This is a genomic window from Pelagibius sp. (assembly GCF_028281305.1).
In the GTDB taxonomy this organism is placed as follows: Bacteria; Pseudomonadota; Alphaproteobacteria; order Kiloniellales; family Kiloniellaceae; genus Pelagibius.
Genome location: NZ_JANQKD010000044.1, coordinates 108,912 through 126,722, shown reverse-complemented (window position 1 = coordinate 126,722; position 17,811 = coordinate 108,912). Strand labels below are relative to the sequence as shown.

Here is a 17,811-nt window from a genome sequence, read left to right as displayed (position 1 = left end):
GCGGCAAGGACCCTGCGCTATGCTGACAACCCAAGGAAGGCGAACGAGGGACAGGGAGCATGAAGCGACTATTGCCGGCTTGCCTTACCGTTCTGGCGCTCGCAGCCTGCGGCGAAAGCAACACCTACGTCGAACCGCCGCCCCCTAAGGTCAAGGTCGCCGCTCCCCTGGTCCAGAGCATCACCGACTACCTCTACTTCACCGGCACCACCCAGGCCGCCGCCGTGGTCGACGTGCGCGCCCGGGTGCCCGGGGAACTCGTGAAGATGACCTTCGGCCCCGGCACCGACGTGCAGGCGGGCGATCCGCTCTTCATGATTGACCAGCGCGAATACATCGCCGATGTGGAGATCGCCAAGGCGCAGCTTGAAAGCGCAAAGGCGCTGAAGATCGAGGCCGACAGAGCCCTGGAGCGCGCTGAGACCCTGATCCAACGCGGCAACATCTCCCAGGCCAGGCTGGACGAAGCAGAGGCTGGCGCGCGCTCTGCCACGGCGGAGGTCTCGGTCAAGCAGGCAGCGCTGCGCCAGGCCGAGCTTGACCTGGAGTATACCGACATCCGCGCGCCGATCACCGGGCGCATCGGGCGCAACCTTGTCGACACCGGCAACCTTGTCGGGGAAAGCGAAGCCACGCTGCTGGCCACGATCACCGACAGCAATCCAATGTATGTCTATTTCTCGATCAACGAACGCGATCTGCTGGTGGCCCGGGCCGCCTATCGCGCGACCGCGATCGATGCCGGCGTCAGCAACGAAGCGGAGATGCGCGAAACCGTGTCGGTGGAGATGTCGACAGCGGACCAGACGGATTTCGTCTACGAGGGTTCGCTGGACTTTGCCGAGTCCGCACTCAATCCCGAGACCGGGACCCTGCAGCTGCGTGCCAGTTTCGAAAACCCAGGACCGATCCCGGCGCTGATCTCCGGGCTCTTCGCGCGGCTGCGCGTCGCCGCGACAGAACGGCCGGACATGCCGCTGGTCACCGAGCGGGCCATCGGCCTCGATCAGACCGGCCGCTACCTCTATGTCCTGGGCGCGGAGAACGTCATCGAGAAACGCAGCGTCAAGATCGGCCAGTTGATCGACGGCATGCGGGTGATCGAAGAGGGTCTCGCCAACGACGAAAGGGTCGTGGTGGTCGGCCTTCAAAGGGTGCGCGGCGGGTCGACGGTGACGCCCGAGGAGGCTGACATGGCGGACTTCACCGCCACGGCCCTGACCGCCGCACGCCAGCAGCTCAGCCAGGGCGCGGGGCCAGACCGCGCTTCCGAGACCGCAACGCAATAGCGGGAGGCAGCCGCAGTGTTCTCTGCCTTTTTCATCCGGCGGCCGATCTTCGCCTCGGTGATTTCCATCGTCATCGTCATCGCCGGCATCGTCACCCTGGGCGCTCTGCCGATCGAGCAGTACCCGGAGATTACGCCGCCGACGGTTCAGGTCTCCGCCGTCTATCCCGGCGCCAGCGCCGAAGTGGTGGCCGAAACCGTCGCAGCACCGATCGAGCAACAGGTCAACGGCGTCGAAGGCATGATCTACATGTCTTCGACCAGCGCCAGCGACGGCTCCTATACCCTGACGGTCACGTTCGAGGTCGGCAGTGATCTGGACCTGTCTCAGATCCTGGTTCAGAACCGGGTAGCCCTGGCCGAGCCCAATCTGCCGGAGGAGGTTGTCCGCCAGGGCGTCAACACCAAGAAGCAGTCCAGCAACATCATTCTCTTCGCCGCACTGCTCTCCGAGGGCAACCGCTACGACGAACTCTTCCTCAGCAACTACGCCACCCTCAACCTGCGCGATACGCTGAGCCGGATCGACGGCGTTGGCGAGGTCTTCGTCTTTCCCGCCAGCGATTACTCCATGCGCGTCTGGCTGGACCCGACGGCCCTGAAATCACGGGGCCTGACGACACAGGACGTGGTCGCCGCCATCCGCGAGCAGAACGTCCAGGTGGCCGCCGGACAGATCGGCCAGCCGCCGGCCCCCAGCGGCCAATCTTTCCAGCTTTCGGTGAACGTGCTGGGTCGGCTGACCGAGATCGAACAGTTCGAAGAGATCATTATCAAATACGGCGCCGATGGCGGCATCACCTATCTAAGGGACATTGCCCGGGTGGAACTGGGTGGCAAGAGCTACGACATCACCTCGCGCCTCTCCGGCACCCCCTCCGCGTCGATCGGGATCTATCAGCTGCCCGGCGCCAACGCCATCGCCGTGGCCAGCGACGTCCGCCAGGCCATGGAGGAGATGAGCCAGCGCTTCCCGCAGGGCATGTACTACGAAATCCCCTACGACACGACGATCTTCGTCAAGACCTCGATCGAGGAGGTCTATGTCACCCTCTTCCAGGCGGCGGGGCTGGTCTTCCTGGTGCTCTTCCTCTTCCTCCAGGACTGGCGCGCCACCATCATCCCGGCGGTCACCATCCCGGTCTCGCTGATCGGTACCTTCGCGGTGATGGGGCTGCTGGGGTATTCCCTCAACATGCTCACCCTCTTCGGTATCGTCCTGGCCATCGGCATCGTGGTCGACGACGCCATCGTGGTGGTCGAGGCCACGGCAGTGAAGATCGACAACGGTCTCTCGGCCATGGATGCCGCCATCGAAGCCATGAGCGAGGTCTCCGGCCCGGTGATCGCCACAACCCTGGTCCTGCTGGCGGTCTTCATTCCGGCCGCCTTCCTGCCTGGAATCACCGGGCAGATGTATCGCCAGTTCGCCATCACCATTGCCGTGGCGACTGTCTTCAGTTCGATCAACGCGCTCACCATGGCCCCGGCTCTGGCAGCCCTGCTGTTGAGACCGCAAAAGGCCGGCAAGAATTTCTTCTTTCGCGGCTTCGACAAAGTCTTCGCGACTTCGGAAAACGCCTACATGGGCCTGACCAAGAAGCTGACGCGGGTGACCGCGGTCATGATGCTGCTGTTCGTGGCGCTCGGCGGCTTCACCGGCTGGCAGTTCCAAAAGCTGCCGACCGCATTCCTGCCGGTCGAGGATCAGGGCTATCTCATCATTTCGGCCCAGCTCCCCAACGCCGCGGCGCTGGAGCGCACCAACGAGGTGCTCGACCGCATCGACGTCATCCTGGCCGACATTCCAGGCGTGGCGGACTGGGTCTCCCTCGGCGGCTTTTCCGTGATCGACGGGACCAACGCCTCCAACGCGGCGACGATCTTCCTCACCATGACGCCCTGGGGCGAGCGGCTGGAGCCGGCCCTCTCCCAAGGCGCTATCCTGGGGCGCCTGCAGCGGGAACTGTCCCAGATTCAGGAAGCGATCGCCTTTGCCTTCCCGCCCCCGGCCATCCCCGGCCTCGGGGTTTCCGGCGGCTTTCAGATGCAGCTTCAGGACCGGCAGGCGCTCGGCCTCCAGGAACTGCAACGGATGTCTCAGGAAATCCTAGCCGACGGCAACGCGCAATCGGGCCTGACCAACCTCAACACCACCTTCCGCGCCGACGTGCCGCAGCTCTTCGCCGAGGTCGACCGCACCATGGCCAAGTCCCTGGAGATCTCCCTCGACGAGGTCTTCGGCACCCTGCAGACCTACCTCGGCTCGGCCTATGTGAACGACTTCAACAAGTTCGGGCGCACCTGGCAGGTGAAGGTACAGGCGGACCACAGGTTCCGCGTCAAGCCGGAGGACATCCGCCAGCTCGATGTGCGCAATGCCGCCGGCGACATGGTCCCGCTGGGCACCCTTGTCGCGGTGGACGAGATCCTGGGACCCCAGACGGTACTGCGCTACAACCTCTATCCCAGCGCCTCGATCACCGGCCAGGCGGCACCGGGCTTTTCCTCCGGCCAGGCACTCAATCTGATGGAACAACTGGCCGAGATGAAGCTGCCCGCGGGTATGGGATTCGAATGGACCGGCATGTCCTTCCAGGAGAAGCAGGTCGGCTCCGAAGCAATCCTGGTTTTCGCCCTGGCCATCGTCCTGGTCTTCCTGGTGCTGGCGGCACAATACGAAAGCTGGGCGATGCCGGCGGCGGTCATCCTGGTGGTGCCCCTCGCCCTGGTCGGCACCATCGGCGCCCTGGTGGCACGGCAGTTCGACAACAACGTCTACACCCAGATCGGCATCGTCCTGCTGATCGGCCTGGCCAGCAAGAACGCCATCCTGATCGTCGAATTCGCCAAGGCCGAGCGGGAGGCCGGCAAGTCGATCCTGGAGGCATCCGCTTCGGCGGCCAAGCTGCGCTTTCGCCCGATCCTGATGACCGCCATCTCCTCCATTGCCGGGTTCATGCCGCTGGTGGTGGCCAGCGGCGCCGGGGCCGCCAGCCGCCAGGCTATCGGTACCGCCGTGGTTGGCGGTATGACCGCCGCGACGCTGATGTCGCTGGTCTTCACCCCTGTCTTCTATGTCGTCATGCAGCGGATCAGCGAGCGCGCCAGTGGACAGAAGGGCCGGAACGAGAAACCGGCCTCGCGCGAACCGGAAAGCGCGGCAGGCCCCGCTTCCGACTAGACGGGCGGCCTGCTGGGCTGCTCGCCGCCCTCGGGTCCGTACATCATCACCCAGGTCTCGAAATCGTCGGTGAAGTCCTCAAAGCGGTGCAGCCTGCCGGCGGCCACGAAGATCGCATCGCCGGGGCCGAAGGCCTTGCGCTCAAGGCTGGCTTCGCTGTCGCCCACAGCAAAGGTGCCGAACCCGCTGACGACCACGTAGACCTCGTCCTGGTCGTGAACCGGCTGGTGGTCAACGCCGCGGGGTTCGTAGAAGAAGAGCTTGAGGCTGCCGTGTTCAAAGATCTGCGCGGCAGGTAGACCAAAGGGTGCCGCCCCCGATGAAACAGCCTGCCGGACGGCCTTGCGGGCCTGGGTGAGAGGGGTCGCCAAATCCATTTCCGATCCTCCGATCGAAGCGATGGTGCGGCGACTGCGACCTGGTAGAGGCGGGAACCTGACGGAAACCGGTCGTCGCGGCCTGCCCGCCTCAGGCAAAGACATAGGCCACCTTGGTCGAGAGCAAAAGAGGGCTGCTCTGTCACTTTTTGTCGCAGGTTGAAAGCCAGGAGTCACAGGCCCTCGATCAACACGGCGTTGCAGACCACAGCGGACTGACGCAAGGCCTTGAGCGCGCTGTAGTCTTCCGAGTTGTACCAGGCCCGCGCCCTGTCCGCGTCGTCAAACTCGATGATGACCGGATACCTTGGCTGCCAGGACCCTTCAAAGACGGTCACCGCACCACCGAGTGTTCTGTAACGCCCGCCGTATTTGGCCACCACCGGGCCGACGCTGTTCTTGTAGGTTTCCAGGGCCGCCGGGTCGGTGACCTCCAGGTTGTCGAAGAAGAAAAGCGCGCTCATCAGCAAACTCCGCTCTGTGTGGTCCTTGGCTCACCGGCTCCGGCCCGCGGCCCGGCTGAAACCGGTGAGACGAGGCAAACGATGACTTGTCAGGCTGCCGCCCTGCGCGGCTTCACCGAAGGAAAGTCGACATCGACGTCGAAGGCCACGTTGACGTAGTTGGTGAAAAGATTGAGCGCCACATGGGCGACAATCTCGACGATCTCCTCATCGTCGAAGCCCGCCGCACGCAGACTTTCGAGGTCACTGGTTTCGATATGGGCGCGGGTTTCCACCACCTTCAGAGCAAAAACAATGGCCGCCTGACTGCGCGGGTCGGCCGAGCGGCCCTGACGGGCTTCCTCCATTGTCTCCGCAGACACACCAGCCTTCTTGCCGAGCACGGTATGCGCCGAAAGACAGTATTCGCAGCCATTGGCATTGGCGACGGCAACGGCGATCTGCTCGCCAAGAGCGGCACCAAGCCGGCCTTTTCCAAGGGCGGCGAAAGACCCGAGCATGCTCTCCAGGGCCGCCGGCGAATGGGCGACCGTCCCGAACATGTTGATCACGCCGCCGAACTGCTGCTTCACGGCATCCATCAGCCCCTTGCGGCTGCCTGTGGCCTTGTCATGGGGATAGGGTGTGAGTCTGGACATCGGATTCTCCATTAGTATCGAGTCGATATAATCGAGATAATGCTCGAAGTCCCGGCTTGCAAGAAAAGTTTTTAGTCGATACTATAAAATGATGAAGACCACCGATGACCTGGGCCTTCTGCTGGAACGGCTCGCCCGCGTCCTGCAGAACGAAGCCCATGCGGAGGGCCTCAAGCCGACCCAGTGGGAGGCCCTGCGCTATCTGTCGCGGGCGAACCGCTTCTCGCGCACGCCCTCGGGCGTCACGGCCTACCTGGGCATGACCAAGGGAACGGTTTCCCAGACGCTGAATGCGCTGGAACGCAAAGGTCTGATTGGAAAGCGGGTCGACCCGCAAGACCGGCGGCAGATCGCCCTCACCCTCACGGCCAAGGGCAGGCGCCTGCTGGCCCGCGACCCCATCGACGCGCTCATGCGCGGGACCGCAAACCTTTCCACCGAGCAAAAGGAGGCGCTCACGGAGGGCCTTCACCGCCTGCTCGCCGAAACCCTGCGCCGGCGCGACAGCCGGCCTTTCGGTCTCTGCCGGGCCTGCCGGCACTTCAGTGCCGGGGACCCGGCCGGCAGCCCGCACCGATGCCGGCTCCTGGAGGTGCCTCTGAGCGAGGAAGACGGCGGGCTGATCTGCGCCGAGCAGGAGGCGGCTTGAAGGAGCCTTTACTACTCGCCCACCCGTGTCACCTGGATCTCGTGCAGCACCGTCGTTCCCGGCGGGAACGCTTGCAGCCGCGCGGCGTTCTCCTGCAGGCTCGTGTTGGCCATCGGATCGGCGGCCACGATGCCGATGCGGTAGACATAACCGATGTCGGCGCGGCCGGGGCGCCCGTGGCTGAGATCATGGATCGCCCAGATGCCGGAGGCGCCCGGATCGCGCTCCACCGGCCGCAGGTAGTACCACCGCGGCTCCGGACTGAAGCTGAAGTACCAGAGCTCGTAATCGTCCTCGAGGTCCCGGAAGGTGCCGAGCGCTGAAGACCCCGGGGTCACGTCGTCGCCGTTGGCCGGATACTCGATGCTGCCCGCCGGACCCGGAGCCTGAATGGCCGTGACCTCCGCCGTGCCGGGAGCGACGATCGCTGCCCCGCCACGCAGTATATTGTCTTTCAATCGCTTCGCGGCCGCCTCGCCGGCGCCCTCGTTCAGATAGACGGTGTAGCTATAGCGCCCGGCAATCCCGGCGGGATCCCACTCGACAAAGATTTGGGCCAGGCCCTCAGGCTCCAGGCGCCCCAGCGCGCAAGATGCTGTTCCCACGTTCACCACGCAGGGCACGCGGCGCACCGGCCGGGCGCTGTCATCGAGACTCGGAACCACCGTATAGACACTGCGCAGAAAGCGCAGGCCCTGCGGGACGGCCTGCTGAGTTTCGATTGCAAAGTCCAGTTTCAGACCCACGGCGTCCTGCGCAATGGTTCCGTCGTTCTCAACCCAGAAGTTGAAGCCCTGAGGCTGAAGCGCCTCTGCCTCCTTGTCGCTATGGCCCCTGAACACACGCAGGTCGGCGACGGACTCCCCGGTCGCGAAGATCTGGGCACCGCCGCTCACCGTGTTGTCCCGCGTGCGGGCGGCATCGCCGGCCTCGCCCTGCCCTTCGGTGATCCGTGCCTTGTAGCGGTAGCGCCCTGCGGCAAGGTCTCCGGAGTTGATCTCGAAGATAATGGAGTCGGCACTGCGGGGTCGCAGCGTACCCAGAGCGCAGCGGGCCGCGTTGCCCGAGACCTCGCAGGCTGCCTTCACAACCTCGCCGGGGCGGTCCGGGTTGCCCAGCAGGGCGGCGGCGCGCGTCAGGTGGCTGCCCGGGGCCGGCGCACCGTTTTCGTCGGTGAGATCGAGGCGCAGGTCCAAAACGGCGTCGTCCTGCGGCCATGTCCCCTTGTTGCCGATCTCGAGTTGGATCACCTGAGGCACGCCGGGCTCCAGGCCTTCCGCCGGCAGGTACTCCGCGACATAGAGGTCGGCGACGCGCTTGCCGACACCGTATTGCGCGTAACCCTTTTCATTGGCCGTCGAAGGATAAGGAAAGCGGTGGCCCGGCACCGACAACTCCCACACCAGCCCAAGCTCGCTGCCCTCGGCCCCAGCCGGCACGGGGGTCGTGACGACGAGGACCTCGGCCGGCGCCTCCTTCGAGAACTCGGCCAGAGCGCACTCGGTAACGCCCGAGGCAAGCTTCTCGGCCTTGCAGCCTTCGACCGTCTCGATTGCGAAGCCGTCGGCGCTGCCGCCCCGCGGGATCAGTTGCAGTGCCCCGCCGGGGATGGAACCCCGCCCGCGGTTGGCGACGTCGAAGGACGCGACGATCCGCTGTCCTTCGGCCACCGTCGACGAAGGCGCCGGGGCAAACCCCATCGTCACGACCGGGTCGACGTCCATCGCGGTCTCGTAGACATGGTCCTGCGTTGACCGGCCGGCGCTGGCCGCAGCCTCTACCATGAAACGCCGGCCGTAGCGGAAAGCGGCATCGACCTCCACGCTCTGTCCCGGCGCGAGGCCGGCGATCACGCAATCGGCGACCTGTCTGTCCGTCGGCTTCGGGCGGCCACAGGGCAGCGCTGCTCCCGAGGCGAGAGAGATCGACCGCACTTCGCCGGTGCGGGTAAAGAAGTCGAGCGCGATTTCGCGGGCATGCCCGCCCTGGCGGCTGTTGAGAAGGGCGTAGCGCAGGATGATCTCCCGGCCCTCGTGCAGCGGCAGGCGCGGGTTGTCGCTGTAACCGTAGGGCTCCGGCGTGGTGCCCAGGAGCCGCAGGCCAAGGATCGGGCCGGTGACGCTGCTTTGTTCCGAGGCCGTGACCTCAAGCTTCCCTGCTTCGCCGGTCGCGGCGGATGCGCGCGCAGTCACGGACAGTAACCCGGGCTCCCAGGCCGTGACCTGAAACAGGATGCTGCGCGCCTCGCCGGGTTCGAGATAGGTCCTGCCCCCTTCGACCCGGTCGCCGTAGCCCAGCGGACAGGTTGCGGTTGTGCCATCGAGCGCGCAGATGATGTCAAAGAAGGCCGCCTCCGCATCCTGCCGTGGCTTGGCCGGCGCTGCGTCGAGCTCTGCAGCTTCCGAAACCGCCTCGCCGGACAAAACGAGTTCGAGGACCGGGGCATAGATCCGTTCGGCGCCGGTGTTGGTGACCGTCACAACACTGTCCAGAGGCTCACCGGTGAGAGCCCGGGAGCCGCCACCCTCGTTCTCCAAGGGTGTCACCTCTACCAAAAGCCCCTCCGGCGTGCTCACAGCCGCGACGTCCTGGGCCGCGCTTTCGCTTTCGGCCCCTATGTTCAATGCTTCGACGGCATCGATGTCCATGCCGGGCCGCACGCCCTGGCAGAATCCGCGCTCATCGGTGATGCGCACGAAGGAGAAACGCTCGTTTGCTTCGGCGACATTCGAGATATCGAAGCTGCTGTTGCCGCCCTCCGCCCGTCCCACAGCCCGCCACTCGGCCCCGTCGACCGAGATTTCAACGCTGTAGGCTTCGCGGTCGCCCGGCTCGAAGATTCTGAGATCGGCCCCCGCGCCGTCGACCAAGTCGTTGTCGCTGAAGCGCACGACGATCTGCCCGCCGCAGCCGAGGGTGACGATGCCGGGGTCGCGGTGGCTGCCGGTGTAGTCGGGCGGCCCCAGGGCGAAGCTCGGCTTGGAAGGGCCCTCGTTGGACCGCGGACTCCCGAAGGTCCAGGAAACCACCGCATCGGCATAGGGGTCCGGCGCCTCGGTATCGGCGCACTGCGCGCCGGTCGCCGGCGCCGCTTCTCCAATCCACCGCCCGTCGACACGGCCCAGGTGCAGCGGCTTGTTGTTCGGCTGACTGACCGTGCCGCTGTAAACGTCGTTGCCCTGCCGGACCATCGTCAAATGCGTTCCAAGCTCGTCGTGCAAAAGAAACTCGAGCTCGGTGGCATTGATGCGCAGAATCTCGGCCCTTTCGGAGCCGTAGCTGCCAAATCGGATGCCGTAATCATTGCAGGGCCGAATGACCTCGAACCGCCATTCCCAAACGTCGGTGGTTTGGCTGTAACTCGACACACCGGACCACTTCCCGAGCCAGGCGTCCGCCGGCCGGAAATCGACGCGATCTGCATGGGCTCCTGCCGGGGCGGCTGCCGTGTTGTTGCTCTGGCCCGCAGCGGGCGGCGCCATTGCCGCCACTGCCGCCAGGAACGCAGCGGGTATCGTGAGCCTTGTCATCCGGACCCCCCTCCTCGCCTGTGTCAACGGGCCGGGGCGCTGCGCCGGCCGCCACGACAACGCCCACTTACCGCGGCTTTGTGGCAGAGGTGGGGCGAATTCTCATTAGACGTGATTTGCCGGCAGCAGGCAAATTGCGCGCGGAGCGCGAGGCGCCAGAGTCTTTAACTCGGCAGGGGAAGTGCGAGCTTCTTGAGGGCCTTGGTCTGCCGGTCTTCCAGGGCGTCGACGTCGAAGCCGCTGATCAGATCATGGAAGACCTGATGCCAGTTGATCTCGGCGTCCAGATGCATGAAGACCGATCCCAGACCGACGGCGGCGCGGTCCATCAGCACGAACTCGCGCGGCGGCTTCACCCCGCCCAGGCGGCGCAGTTCCTTGTGCACCTCGCCGGCCACCTCGGCGCCGTAGAGGCTGCTTTTGTCGCCCATGATCTTCTGCGGCTTGTCCTCCAGCAACGGCGCATAGAGGAAGGCCGCCCAGAGATTGAGCGCCGCCAGCAGTTCCTTGCTGATCTCGGTGAAGCCCCAGGTGCGGTAGGCTTCCACCGCCAGCTCCGGGTCGTCGCGTTCCAGCGCGAAGTAGAGGTCGATGACCCCCTTCACGAACTTCGGCGGGAAGACCCGGATGCAGCCGAAGTCCAGCAGGTTAACCGTGCCGTCCTCGCGGATGGTGTAGTTGCCCAGGTGCGGGTCGCCGTGGATGATGCCGTAAAAGTAGAAGGGCACGTACCAGGCGCGGAACATGTTCAGCGCCACGGCGTTGCGCTGCTCGACACAGTCGGTGCCGGCGATGAAATCCATCAGCGGCTTGCCTTCCAGCCAGGTCATGGTGAGGAGGCGCTGGGTGGAAAGCTCCGGCAGGAGATCGGCAACATGGACGCCGTCCTCCTCCGCCAGCATGGCCTGATAAAGCTCCATGTGGCGGCCTTCGCGTTCGTAGTCGAGCTCCTCGCGCAGGCGGTCGGCCAGCTCGTGATAGATGTCCGAGGGATCGATGGCGCGGTCGTAGCGCCGGTAGATGCCGAAGAGGATCTTGAGCTGCTGAAGGTCGGCCTCCACGGCGGAGAGCATATCCGGGTACTGCAGCTTGCAGGCGAGGCCGCGGCCGTCGGGGCTGACGGCCCGATGCACCTGGCCGAGGGAGGCGGCGGCCGCCGCTTCGTGCTCGAAGGATTTGAACTTCTTCTGCCAGTCCGCGCCCAGTTCGGCGCGCATGCGGCGCTTGACGAAGTGCCAGCCCATGGAGGGCGCGTTGGACTGAAGCTGGCGCAGTTCCTCCGCATACTCCCGCGGCAGCGCATCGGGAATGGTGGCGAGAATCTGCGCCGCCTTCATCAAGGGGCCCTTGAGCCCGCCCAGCGCGGCTTTCAGCTCCGAGGAGTGCTTGCCCCGGTCGAGACCCAGCCCCAGGTAGCGGGCGCCCACCACCTGGGCCGCCAAACCGCCCACCGAGGTGCCGACCCGTGCATAGCGCCGCATGCGGCCCGAAAAGCGGGACCGGTCGTCCTCGTTAAGCTCTTGGTTTTCGTTGTCAATCTCGGACATGCCCATGAACTTGGGCCCAAGGCGTCCAGAAGTCCAGTGACAGTCATCCGGCGGCGCCCGGAAAGGCAGGGATTCCGCCGTTCTTTACCGCTCGTGGACATAGAGGCCCGGCGCGTCCTCCAGGGCCGGGAAGCCAGCCTCCGGCCGACCCATGGGCGGCGGCGGCCCGGGCGCCCCGGAACGCTCGGCCAGCCAGGACTGCCAGGCCGGCCACCAGGACCCCTTGTGGACCGGTGCCGAGGCACGCCAGCGTTCGGGGTCGATGTAGCCCTCGTGGTTATGCATCCGGGTGATCTGGTAGATCCGCCGCGGATGGCCCGGCGGGGTCACGATGCCGGCGTTGTGGCCGCCGCTGGTCAGCAGGAAGGTGACCTCGCTGTCCGTCAGCAGCACAATCTTGTAGACCGAGCGCCAGGGTGCGACGTGGTCCTTGGCGGTGCCGAGGGCGAAGACCGGCACCTGGATGTCGCCGAGGGTGACGGGGCGGCCGTCGACCGGGTAGCGGTTCTGGGCCAGATCGTTGTTGAGAAAGAGTCGGCGCAGATACTGGCTGTGCATGCGGTAGGGCATGCGGGTGGCATCCGCGTTCCAGGCCATCAGGTCGGTCTGATCGCGGCGCTGGCCGAAGTAGTAGTCATGAACCATGCGCGACCAGATGAGGTCGTTCGAGCGCAGGAGCTGAAAGGCACCGGCCATCTGGCTGGTATCCAGATAGCCCTGCGACCACATGATATCCTCCAGGAAGGTGAGCTGACTCTCGTCGATGAAGAGCATCAACTCGCCGGCCTCCGTAAAGTCGGTCTGGGCGGCCAGCAGGGTCATGGACTGCAGGCGGTCGTCGCCGTCACGCGCCATGGCCGCGGCCGCAATGGCCAGCAGGGTCCCGCCCAGGCAGTATCCGACCGCATGAACCCTGCTGTCGGGAACGATGGCGGTCACCGCATCCAGCGCCGCCATCACGCCGAGGCGGCGATAGTCCTCCATGTCCAGATCACGGTCCTCGGCACCAGGGTTTCTCCAGGACACGGCAAAGACCGTGTGGCCGGCACCCACCAGATAGCGGATCAGGGAGTTCTGCGGCGAAAGATCGAGGATGTAGTACTTCATGATCCAGGCCGGCAGGATCAGAACCGGCTCCGGACGAACCTCCTTCGTCGCCGGGCTGTACTGGATCAGCTCGATCAGGTCGTTGCGGTAGACCACCTTGCCCGGCGTGATGGCGAGGTTGCGCCCGGGCTTGAAGGCCTCGGTCCCCGCCGGCCCGCGGCCGCTCACCCGCCGCTCCCAGTCCTCCAGCGCGTTCAGCCAGCCGCGATAGAGATTGCTGCCGCCCTGAGCCAGGGTTTCCCGCGCCAGCAAAGGGTTGGTCGCCAGATAGTTGGAGGGCGCATGCACGTCCAGCAGTTGGCGCAGGGTAAAGGAGACCACGGCCTCGTGGTGCTGCGAAACGCCCGGCACGCCGCCGGCTGCCTGCCGCCACCAGTCCTGGGCCAGCAGAAAACTCTGGCAGTAGATCGCATAGGGCAGCCGGTTCCAGGCGGGGTCGCGAAACCGCTTGTCGCCGCGCGCCGGGGATATCGCCGCCGAGCCCTCTGCCCCGGCTGCGTTGCGCGAGAGGGCAACGGCGAGGCGCAGGGCGGCCGACCAGGCCGCCTCGGCAAGCTGAACCTGCTTGCCCGGCGCCAGGGCCAGATGCGCCCACCAATCGGTGAAGGCGAGACCCAGCGCCGCCGGTGAAATGCCTGCGGTCAGGCGCGCGAGGCCGGCGTGCAACATGCGGTCGAACGCCTCGCCGCCGAAGAGGCCCGCCAAAGGAACCGTCGGCGGAGCCATGATCTCGCCAGCAGGGCCGCCGACCGGGTGGCCGGCGACATCGGGCAGGCGGTCGGGGTCTGGGGGTTCGACGACGGTATCCGGCGCTGGCAGCGCCTTGCCGTCCTTGGCCACCAGGCGGGGGGACTCGGGGTGGGGTGATCCGGGGCGGGGCGATTCGGGGGGCGCTGGCACCGAAACCTCCATGCAGGCGGGAATGAGACCGCGCCTCTTGCCCGGCATCCTTCCAAGGCCCGGGACGGCGCGACCTTGCTGGCCCAATTGAAGCGGAAGTGCCCTCACGGCGCCTTGAGCCACATCAGCCCAAGCGCTCAGTCCCCCGTCGGAGTTCCGGAAAGCACCCGGTGCCTAGTCCATGTCCTCGAGCTGATCGATGAAGCTCTCGATCAGAGACAGTCCACGATCCCAGAACGCCGGATCGGAAGCATCCAGGCCGAACGGCGCCAGAAGCTCGCGGTGACGCTTGCTGCCGCCGGCGCTCAGCATCGCCAGGTACTTCTCGGCAAAGCCCTGCTCGGCGTCCTGGTAGACCGCATAGAGCGAGTTCACCAGGCAGTCCCCGAAGGCATAGGCATAGACGTAGAAGGGCACGTGGATGAAGTGCGGGATGTAGGCCCAGAAGTGCCTGTATTCCTGGTCGAAGGCGATGGCCGGCCCGAGGCTGATGCTCTGGGTTTCCATCCAGATTTCGCCCAACCGGTCGGGCAGCAGCTCGCCGCCGCGGCGCTCGTCATGCACGCGGGTTTCGAACTCGTGCATGGCGATCTGCCGCACGACGGTGTTCAGCATGTCCTCAACCTTCGAGGCCAGCATGATCTTGCGGCGCCTGGGCCTGCTTTCCGCCTTCAGCATGGCCTGAAAGGTCAGCATCTCGCCGAAGACAGAGGCGGTCTCGGCCAAGGTCAGAGGGGTTTCCGCCATCAGATGGCCCTGCGGGGCAGCGAGGACCTGGTGGACACCGTGACCCAGTTCGTGCGCCAGCGTCATGACGTCGCGCGTGCGGCCCTGATAGTTCAGCAGCAGGTACGGGTGGGCCGAAGGCACCGTCGGATGGGCGAAGGCCCCGGGCGCCTTGCCCGGACGGACCGGGGCGTCGATCCAGGACTGATCGAAGAAGCGCTTGCCGATGGCCGCCAGCGCCGGCGAAAACGCCGCATAGGCGTCCAGCACCAGCTCACGCGCATCACGCCAGGGGATGAGCCGGTCGTCGTCTTCCGGCAGCGGCGCATTGCGGTCCCAATACGGCAACGCTTCCACCCCGAACCACTTGGCTTTGAGCGCGTAGTAGCGATGCGACAGGCGCGGATAGGCGCGGTGGACGGCGCCGACCAGGGCATCGACCACCTCGTCCTCGACGAAGTTCGCCAGATTGCGGGAGGACACCGGGCGCGCGAAGCTGCGCCAGCTGTCCTCGATCTCCTTGTCCTTGGCCAGGGTGTTGGTGATGAGGGAGAACACCCGCATGTTCTCGCCCAGCACGCGGCCCAGGGACCTGGCGGCTTCCTGGCGCGCCTCGGGATCGCGGTCGGTGAGGCGGTTGAGAACCTCTGCCGAGGTCAGGGTCTGGTCGCGGAAAGGAAACCGGAGGGCCGCCATGGTCTCGTCGAACAGCCGCGTCCAGGACGCGCGCCCCGCAACGTGCTTTTCGTGCAGCAGCCGCTCGACCTCATCGGAGAGCTGGTGCGGGCGCATGGCGCGCAGGTCGCGCAGCCAGGGCGCGTAGCGGGCCAGGCCCGGCGCCTTGAGCTTCTCCGCCAGGGCCGCCTCGTCCAGGCGGTTGAGTTCGAGGCTGAAGAACAGAAGATCACTGGAGATTGCGGTGGAGCGTTCCTGCATGCTCTGGAAGAAGCGCGCGACCTCCGGGTCGGTCATATCACCGGAGTAGACCAGCTGCGCATAGCTCATGATGCGGCCGAGGTTCTCGTGGATCTCCTCGTAGGCCACAATTGCCGCGCCCAGGGCCTCCCCGTCGAGCTCGTCCAGAGTGCCCGCATAGCGCTTACGGAAGGCCTGGGCGCGCTGCTCGCTGCGCATCAGGTCCTTGCCCAGTTGATCGGACTCCGGCCCGCCGTAGAGATCGCTCAGATCCCAGGCAGGAAGTTCCCCCAAGGCCTCGTCAACTATCGGTTTTGCGTCCACGTCACCACCTCAGCGCTTGACCGTGAGGGTCCCTACTACTAAATCCGGCCGACACAACAGCTTGACCCCTTGCGATATAGACCGCAAATACTGGAGAACCAAGGATAAAGGCGCAGGATCGGGTTTCGGACTGATCACGGGTTTCTGGCCGATCACCGGCGCAAACACCAGACTAAGGGCGCAACGCAGGGGCGGCGAGGCTTCCCAGGGGAGACGATATGGATTTCACGGCTTGGCCGTCGCTGACCGCGATGTTCTTCGAGCAGGCGGCGGCGCGGCGCGACAAGAACTTTCTGTGGTCGAAGGTGGACGGCACCTACCGGCCACAGACCTGGGCCGCCGTCAGCGAGCAGGTCAAGGACCTGAGCCGCGGCCTGCGCGACCTGGGCCTGGAGCGCGGCGACCGTGTGGTGCTGGTCTCGGAGAACCGCCCCGAATGGCTGGTGGCCGATGTCGCCGTGATGGCGGCCGGCGGCATCACCGTTCCGGCCTACACCACCAACCTGCCCGGCGATCATCTGCATATCCTCAGCAACAGTGGCGCCGTTGGCGCCATCGTGTCCACCCGGGCGCTGGCGAAGAAGCTGATGCCCGCCGTCCTGGATGCCCCGGACTGCCGCTGGGTCGTTGCCATGGAGGATCTGCAGCAGGGCCAGGCCGGTCCCAAGGCGGTCCACCATTGGGACACCGTCATGGAACGCGGGCGCGCCCTGCCTGACGATGTCGAAGACTACGCAGGCGTGGCCGAACGCGGCGACACGGCCTGCATCATCTACACCTCCGGAACCGGCGGCGTGCCGCGCGGCGTCATGCTCAGCCATGGGGCGATGCTGTGCAACTGCATGGGCGCCTATGACCTGCTGGTGAAGGTCGGCCTCGGCCACGAGGTCTTTCTCTGCTTCCTGCCGCTGTCCCATGCCTACGAACATACCGCCGGTCAGTTCTTTCCCATGACAATCGGCGCGGAGATCTATTACTCCGAGGGCGTCGAACACCTGCTGCGCAATCTGGGCGAGGCGCGGCCGACGATCCTCACCGCCGTCCCGCGGCTCTATGAGTCCATGCATCTGAAGATCCGCCGCGGCATCGACAAGCAGGGCGGCTTCAAGGCCAAGCTCTTCGCCAAGGCCGAGGAGATCGGGCGCCGCCGCTACCTTGCGCCGGAAAAACTGACCCTTCTCGACCGCATCCAGGATTTCTTCCTGGAACGGCTGGTGCGCAACAAGATCCGCGCCCGGTTCGGCGGGCGGATCAAGGCGATCGTTTCCGGCGGCGCGGCGCTCAACTTCGACATCGGGCTGTTCTTCACGGCTCTGGGCCTGCCGATCCTGCAGGGCTACGGGCAGACCGAGACCGCGCCCGTCGTCTCTGCCAACCCGCCATGGAAAGTAAAGCTTCACACCGTCGGCCCGCCCTTCACGGGCGTCGAAGCCAGGATCGCCGAGGACGGCGAGATCCTGATTCGCGGCGAACTGGTGATGAACGGCTATTGGCGCGACGAGGAGGCAACGGCGCTGGCGCTGAAGGACGGCTGGCTGCACACCGGCGACATCGGCAAGATCGATGACGACGGCTACCTCATCATCACAGACCGCAAGAAGGACATCATCGTCCTCTCGGGCGGCGACAACGTTTCCCCTGCGCGCGTCGAGGGGATCCTGACGCTGCAGACCGAGATCACCCAGGCCATGGTCTACGGCGACAAGCGCCCAAACCTGGTCGCCGTGCTGGTGCCCGACGAAGAATTCCTCTCGGGCTGGGCGAAACAAAACGGCAAGCCGGCCGATCAGGCGGCTCTGGCCGAAGACCCGGACTTCCGCGCCGCCGTCGGCGCGGTGGTCGACAAGGTCAACGGCGAGCTTTCGCCTCTGGAGAAGATCCGCCGCTTCGCCATCCTGCCCGAAGCCTTCACCGTCGAGAACCACATGATGACACCGACCTTGAAGATCCGGCGCCACAAGATCCGGGAAGCCTATGGCCCGGTGCTCGAAGGGCTCTACGAGAAACGGGCCTGACCCGTCCCTGAAAGCTGCCCACAAAAGCCGCTCAAACCGGCGGGCCGTGAAACCTGCGGACCGGCCGGCGCATCGGAGAAGCGGTGGCCAGCGGGCCGGAGGTCCCGCATTCCCCCGCCGAAAGGCGCAATTTAGGATGCTGGATCG

General features: G+C 65.7%; 11 protein-coding genes. 4 read left to right on the top strand and 7 right to left on the bottom strand.

The annotated features are described in order from the left end of the window. The first annotated feature begins 59 nt into the window (after window positions 1–59). Together Q0982_RS10850 and Q0982_RS10845 are read left to right on the top strand one after the other, a co-directional pair. The gene (locus tag Q0982_RS10850; protein WP_299395264.1) at window positions 60–1,289 is read left to right on the top strand and encodes an efflux RND transporter periplasmic adaptor subunit; all 1,230 of its coding nucleotides are present in this window, start codon (window positions 60–62) and stop codon (window positions 1,287–1,289) included. A gap of 15 nt (window positions 1,290–1,304) precedes the next feature. Next, window positions 1,305–4,472, top strand: a complete 3,168-nt coding sequence (locus Q0982_RS10845; RefSeq protein ID WP_299395263.1) for an efflux RND transporter permease subunit — start codon at window positions 1,305–1,307, stop codon at window positions 4,470–4,472. Here the strand turns inward: Q0982_RS10845 and Q0982_RS10840 are convergent. The 3 genes from Q0982_RS10840 to Q0982_RS10830 all read right to left on the bottom strand — a co-directional run bounded on the left by Q0982_RS10840 (window position 4,469) and on the right by Q0982_RS10830 (window position 5,951). Next, a complete protein-coding gene (locus tag Q0982_RS10840) occupies window positions 4,469–4,849 on the bottom strand; it encodes a cupin domain-containing protein (RefSeq protein WP_299395260.1) in 381 nt (126 codons plus the stop codon). The genes Q0982_RS10845 and Q0982_RS10840 overlap by 4 nt on opposite strands. Before the next feature lie 173 nt (window positions 4,850–5,022). Continuing rightward, window positions 5,023–5,313, bottom strand: a complete 291-nt coding sequence (locus tag Q0982_RS10835) for a DUF1330 domain-containing protein (RefSeq protein WP_299395258.1) — start codon at window positions 5,311–5,313, stop codon at window positions 5,023–5,025. A gap of 89 nt (window positions 5,314–5,402) precedes the next feature. Beyond that, the gene (locus tag Q0982_RS10830; protein ID WP_299395255.1) at window positions 5,403–5,951 is read right to left on the bottom strand and encodes a carboxymuconolactone decarboxylase family protein; all 549 of its coding nucleotides are present in this window, start codon (window positions 5,949–5,951) and stop codon (window positions 5,403–5,405) included. A gap of 88 nt (window positions 5,952–6,039) precedes the next feature. Between Q0982_RS10830 and Q0982_RS10825 the strand changes: the two genes are divergently transcribed. Next, window positions 6,040–6,600 carry a MarR family winged helix-turn-helix transcriptional regulator gene (locus Q0982_RS10825; RefSeq protein ID WP_299395253.1) on the top strand — a complete coding sequence of 187 codons (561 nt, stop codon included), beginning with the start codon at window positions 6,040–6,042 and terminating at the stop codon, window positions 6,598–6,600. A gap of 11 nt (window positions 6,601–6,611) precedes the next feature. On the opposite strand, the gene Q0982_RS10820 is transcribed toward Q0982_RS10825, so the two are convergent. From Q0982_RS10820 to Q0982_RS10805, 4 genes are all read right to left on the bottom strand, one after another. After that, window positions 6,612–10,130 (bottom strand): hypothetical protein, encoded by a 3,519-nt coding sequence (locus tag Q0982_RS10820; protein ID WP_299395252.1) that lies wholly within the window; start codon window positions 10,128–10,130, stop codon window positions 6,612–6,614. Window positions 10,131–10,294: 164 nt separating this feature from the next. Next, complete coding sequence (locus tag Q0982_RS10815; RefSeq protein WP_299395249.1) at window positions 10,295–11,677, bottom strand: AarF/ABC1/UbiB kinase family protein; 1,383 nt, start codon at window positions 11,675–11,677, stop codon at window positions 10,295–10,297. 84 nt (window positions 11,678–11,761) lie between these two features. Beyond that, window positions 11,762–13,684 carry an alpha/beta fold hydrolase gene (locus Q0982_RS10810; protein ID WP_322097004.1) on the bottom strand — a complete coding sequence of 641 codons (1,923 nt, stop codon included), beginning with the start codon at window positions 13,682–13,684 and terminating at the stop codon, window positions 11,762–11,764. A 174-nt stretch (window positions 13,685–13,858) separates the two neighbouring features. Then, the gene (locus Q0982_RS10805) at window positions 13,859–15,619 is read right to left on the bottom strand and encodes a M3 family oligoendopeptidase (protein ID WP_322097003.1); all 1,761 of its coding nucleotides are present in this window, start codon (window positions 15,617–15,619) and stop codon (window positions 13,859–13,861) included. A 248-nt stretch (window positions 15,620–15,867) separates the two neighbouring features. Between Q0982_RS10805 and Q0982_RS10800 the strand changes: the two genes are divergently transcribed. Then, entirely contained in the window at window positions 15,868–17,664 is a 1,797-nt protein-coding gene (locus Q0982_RS10800; protein WP_299395243.1) for a long-chain fatty acid--CoA ligase, read from the top strand. The last annotated feature ends 147 nt before the right edge of the window (window positions 17,665–17,811 follow it).

Excerpts from the sequence above, each read along its gene's own strand:
- Q0982_RS10800 (WP_299395243.1), top strand. The coding sequence starts at position 15,868 with ATGGATTTCACGGCTTGGCCGTCGCTGACCGCGATGTTCTTCGAGCAG.
- Q0982_RS10840 (WP_299395260.1), bottom strand. The coding sequence starts at position 4,849 with ATGGATTTGGCGACCCCTCTCACCCAGGCCCGCAAGGCCGTCCGGCAG.
- Q0982_RS10825 (WP_299395253.1), top strand. The coding sequence starts at position 6,040 with ATGATGAAGACCACCGATGACCTGGGCCTTCTGCTGGAACGGCTCGCC.
- Q0982_RS10850 (WP_299395264.1), top strand. The coding sequence starts at position 60 with ATGAAGCGACTATTGCCGGCTTGCCTTACCGTTCTGGCGCTCGCAGCC.
- Q0982_RS10815 (WP_299395249.1), bottom strand. The coding sequence starts at position 11,677 with ATGTCCGAGATTGACAACGAAAACCAAGAGCTTAACGAGGACGACCGG.
- Q0982_RS10835 (WP_299395258.1), bottom strand. The coding sequence starts at position 5,313 with ATGAGCGCGCTTTTCTTCTTCGACAACCTGGAGGTCACCGACCCGGCG.
- Q0982_RS10830 (WP_299395255.1), bottom strand. The coding sequence starts at position 5,951 with ATGTCCAGACTCACACCCTATCCCCATGACAAGGCCACAGGCAGCCGC.
- Q0982_RS10820 (WP_299395252.1), bottom strand. The coding sequence starts at position 10,130 with ATGACAAGGCTCACGATACCCGCTGCGTTCCTGGCGGCAGTGGCGGCA.